Below are 3,275 nucleotides of genomic sequence, written 5' to 3' on the forward strand. Positions count from 1 at the left end.
CCCCGAGGCCGGCCGTATCACCGACAAGGGGCTGCCCAAGCGCACCCCCAAGGTGGCCCGGCCCGACGCGACCCCCGCCCCCGGCCGCACCGGCAGTCTCGACCGGGACGCCCTGCGCCGCCGGCTCGGCAGCTTCCACCAGGCGGCCAAGGAGGGCCGGCGCGACGTCGAGGCGGAGATCGCCGAGACCGGTGGCATCGCCGTCGCCGGCCCCGGAGGCGTACCCACCGACCGCACCGGGCACGAGACCACCACCGCGCACGCCACAGGCGCCGCACAGGACACACGGAACGAAGCGACGGGGGACACAGTCGAGGAGGCACGCAGTTGACTGCGCCCAGCACATTCGGGCTGAGTACCGAGGCCCGGAACCTTCACTGGTTGCTGAGCAATCTCGTGGAGGAGGTGCCAGGGGTCCACTCGGTCACCGTTGTCTCGTCCGACGGCCTGATGCTGCTCTCCTCCGACCCCGGCCATCGCGAGGCGAAGGCCGCCGGGCCGTCGGACGGTCCCAAGGGGTCCAGCGCCGACCTGGCCACGATCGTCTCCGGCATCGGCTCGCTGACCGTCGGAGCGGCGAAGCTGATGGACGGCGGCGGCGTCAAACAGACGATGGTCGCCATGGACGAGGGCAGCGTCTTCGTCATGTCGATCAGCGACGGCTCGCTCCTCGGTGTGCACGCAGCCCCGGACTGCGACATGAGCGTCGTCGCGTACCACATGGCCCTCTTCGTCGGCCGGGCCGGACACGTCCTCACCCCCGAACTCCGCAGTGAGCTGCGCACATCGATGGAGAGCGCCCAGTGACCACCGCCGCAGCCGAGCCCGCCCCCCGCCTCCCCGTCCGCGGGGCCGACAAGCGCCCCGCCCGGGTCCGCCCGTACTCCCTCACCGGCGGGCGCACGCGGTTCGGGCACGTCCTGCTCGTCGAGACGTTCGTCGCCGCCCTCGAAGCACCCGAGGAGCGCCGCGAACTCACCAACGGCAACCTCGCGTCGCGCGTCATGCCGGAGCTCCAGGCCATCGTCGAACTCTGCCGTCGGATGCGTACGGTCGCGGAGATCTCGGCCCTGCTGAAGATGCCGCTCGGAGTCGTCCGGGTGCTGCTCAGCGACCTGGCCGACCAAGGAAAGATCCGCGTGTACGGAACCGGTCACGGCACCGGCCAGCCCGACCGCGCACTGCTCGAAAGGGTGCTCAATGGACTCCGCCGTCTCTGAGGCGACGCTCTTCGCCCCGCGTCAGCCGGGCTCCCGGGACGACCGGCCGTCCCAGCCTCAGGACCAGGCCGAGGAGTCCCTCCAGGCCTGGCAGCTCGACCACACCCGCGCCCCCACCGCCACCAAGATCGTGGTGGCGGGCGGATTCGGTGTCGGCAAGACGACGTTCGTCGGATCGGTCTCCGAGATCACACCGCTGCAGACCGAAGCGCTGATGACCCAGGCCAGCGAGGAGACCGACGACCTCTCCGCGACGCCGGAGAAGACCACCACGACGGTGGCCATGGACTTCGGCCGTCTCACCCTCGACGACGACCTCGTCCTGTACGTCTTCGGCACCCCGGGCCAGCAGCGCTTCTGGTTCATGTGGGACGACCTGGTGCGCGGGGCGATCGGCGCGGTCGTCCTCGCCGACACCCGGCGCCTGGAGGACTGCTTCCCGGCACTCGACTACTTCGAGAGCTGCGGCCTGCCGTACATCGTGGCGGTCAACCACTTCGAGGGGACGCCCGGTTACGAGGCGGAGGACGTCAGGGAGGCCCTGACCGTACCGCCGCAGGTGCCGATAGTGATCATGGACGCGCGTAACAGGATCACGGTCGTCGAGTCACTGCTGACCCTCGTGGGCCATGCTCTCGACGTCACGCCCGCCTGACGCCTCGAAATCAGAAACGACGGAGCACGGAGAGCCGCGATGCGGAAGATACTCATAGTCGGAGCCGGCCAGTCCGGGCTCCAGCTGGCCCTCGGGCTGCAGTCCAAGGGTTACGAAGTCACCCTGATGTCCAACCGCACCGCCGACGAGGTCCGCACCGGCCGGGTCATGTCGACGCAGTGCATGTTCCACACCGCGCTCCAGCACGAGCGGGACTACCAGCTGAACTTCTGGGAGTCCCAGGCCCCGAAGATCGAGGGAGTCGGCGTCTCCGTCGCCGCCCCCGACTCCTCCCGCGCCATCGACTGGGTCGGCAAGCTGGACGGATACGCCCAGTCCGTCGACCAGCGCGTGAAGATGGCCGGCTGGATGGAGACCTTCGCCCAGCGCGGCGGTCAGCTCGTCATCCACGGGGCGGCCGTCTCCGACCTGGACTACTTCTCGCGCACCTACGACCTGGTGATGGTCTCGGCCGGCAAGGGCGAACTGGTCTCCATGTTCGGCCGGGACGCGGCCCGTTCGCCGTTCGACGCCCCGCAGCGCGCGCTGGCCGTGGCGTACGTCCACGGGATGGGCCCGCGCCCCGAGCACCCGGAGTTCGACGCGGTCCGCTGCAACCTGGTGCCGGGCGTCGGCGAGCTGTTCGTGATGCCGACGCTCACCACCTCCGGCCGTGCCGACATCCTCTTCTGGGAGGGCATCCCCGGCGGCCCGCTCGACGCCTTCCAGGGCATCAAGGATCCCTCCGAGCACCTGGCGAAGACGCTTGAGCTGATGGAGAAGTTCACGCCGTGGGAGTACGCCCGCGCCACCAAGGTCGAGCTGACCGACGCCAACGGCACCCTCGCCGGGCGCTACGCCCCCACGGTCCGCAAGCCGATCGGCCGGCTGCCCGGCGGCGGCCTGGTCCTCGGCGTCGCGGACGTCGTCGTGGCCAACGACCCGATCACCGGCCAGGGCTCCAACTCGGCCTCCAAGTGCGCGAACGCGTACCTGGACTCGATCATCGAGCACGGTGAGAAGGAGTTCGACGCGGCGTGGATGCAGTCCACGTTCGACCGTTACTGGGACACCGCGCAGCACGTCACCAAGTGGACCAACGCCATGCTCGGCGTCCCGCCGGAGCACGTGCTGAACCTGATCGGCGCCGCCGGCCAGCTCCAGCCGGTCGCGGACCGCTTCGCCAACGGGTTCAACGACCCGGCGGACTTCGACAACTTCTTCTTCGAGCCGGAGAAGACGAACGCGTACCTGGCGTCGGTTTCCGGCGCCTGATCCGGGCAAGCACTTCGGCGGGGGGGGGGGCCCCCCCCCCCCCGCCGGCCCGCGGCGCGGCGCGGTTTTAGGGGGGCGGCCGGGGGGGGGGGGGGGGGGCGCGGGGGGGGCGGCCAGCGGAGAGG

The 3,275-nt window shown here is 70.6% G+C and carries 4 protein-coding genes and 1 pseudogene; all 5 read left to right on the forward strand.

From position 1 onward, the window contains the following. A pseudogene (locus JS521_RS32860) lies at positions 1-331 on the forward strand (histidine kinase); the annotation flags it as partial. Beyond that, complete coding sequence (locus JS521_RS32865) at positions 328-807, forward strand: roadblock/LC7 domain-containing protein (protein ID WP_205086550.1); 480 nt, start codon at positions 328-330, stop codon at positions 805-807. The pseudogene JS521_RS32860 and the gene JS521_RS32865, both read left to right, overlap by 4 nt. Beyond that, a complete protein-coding gene (locus tag JS521_RS32870) occupies positions 804-1,220 on the forward strand; it encodes a DUF742 domain-containing protein (protein WP_006127542.1) in 417 nt (138 codons plus the stop codon). The genes JS521_RS32865 and JS521_RS32870 overlap by 4 nt, the downstream gene beginning before the upstream one ends. Further along, positions 1,201-1,875 carry a GTP-binding protein gene (locus tag JS521_RS32875; protein ID WP_205086551.1) on the forward strand — a complete coding sequence of 225 codons (675 nt, stop codon included), beginning with the start codon at positions 1,201-1,203 and terminating at the stop codon, positions 1,873-1,875. The genes JS521_RS32870 and JS521_RS32875 overlap by 20 nt, the downstream gene beginning before the upstream one ends. A gap of 39 nt (positions 1,876-1,914) precedes the next feature. Then, a complete protein-coding gene (locus JS521_RS32880; RefSeq protein ID WP_205086552.1) occupies positions 1,915-3,150 on the forward strand; it encodes a styrene monooxygenase/indole monooxygenase family protein in 1,236 nt (411 codons plus the stop codon). Positions 3,151-3,275 lie beyond the last annotated feature (125 nt).

Origin of the sequence: Streptomyces durocortorensis, assembly GCF_016901035.1 — a bacterium.
In the GTDB taxonomy this organism is placed as follows: domain Bacteria; phylum Actinomycetota; class Actinomycetes; order Streptomycetales; family Streptomycetaceae; genus Streptomyces; species Streptomyces durocortorensis.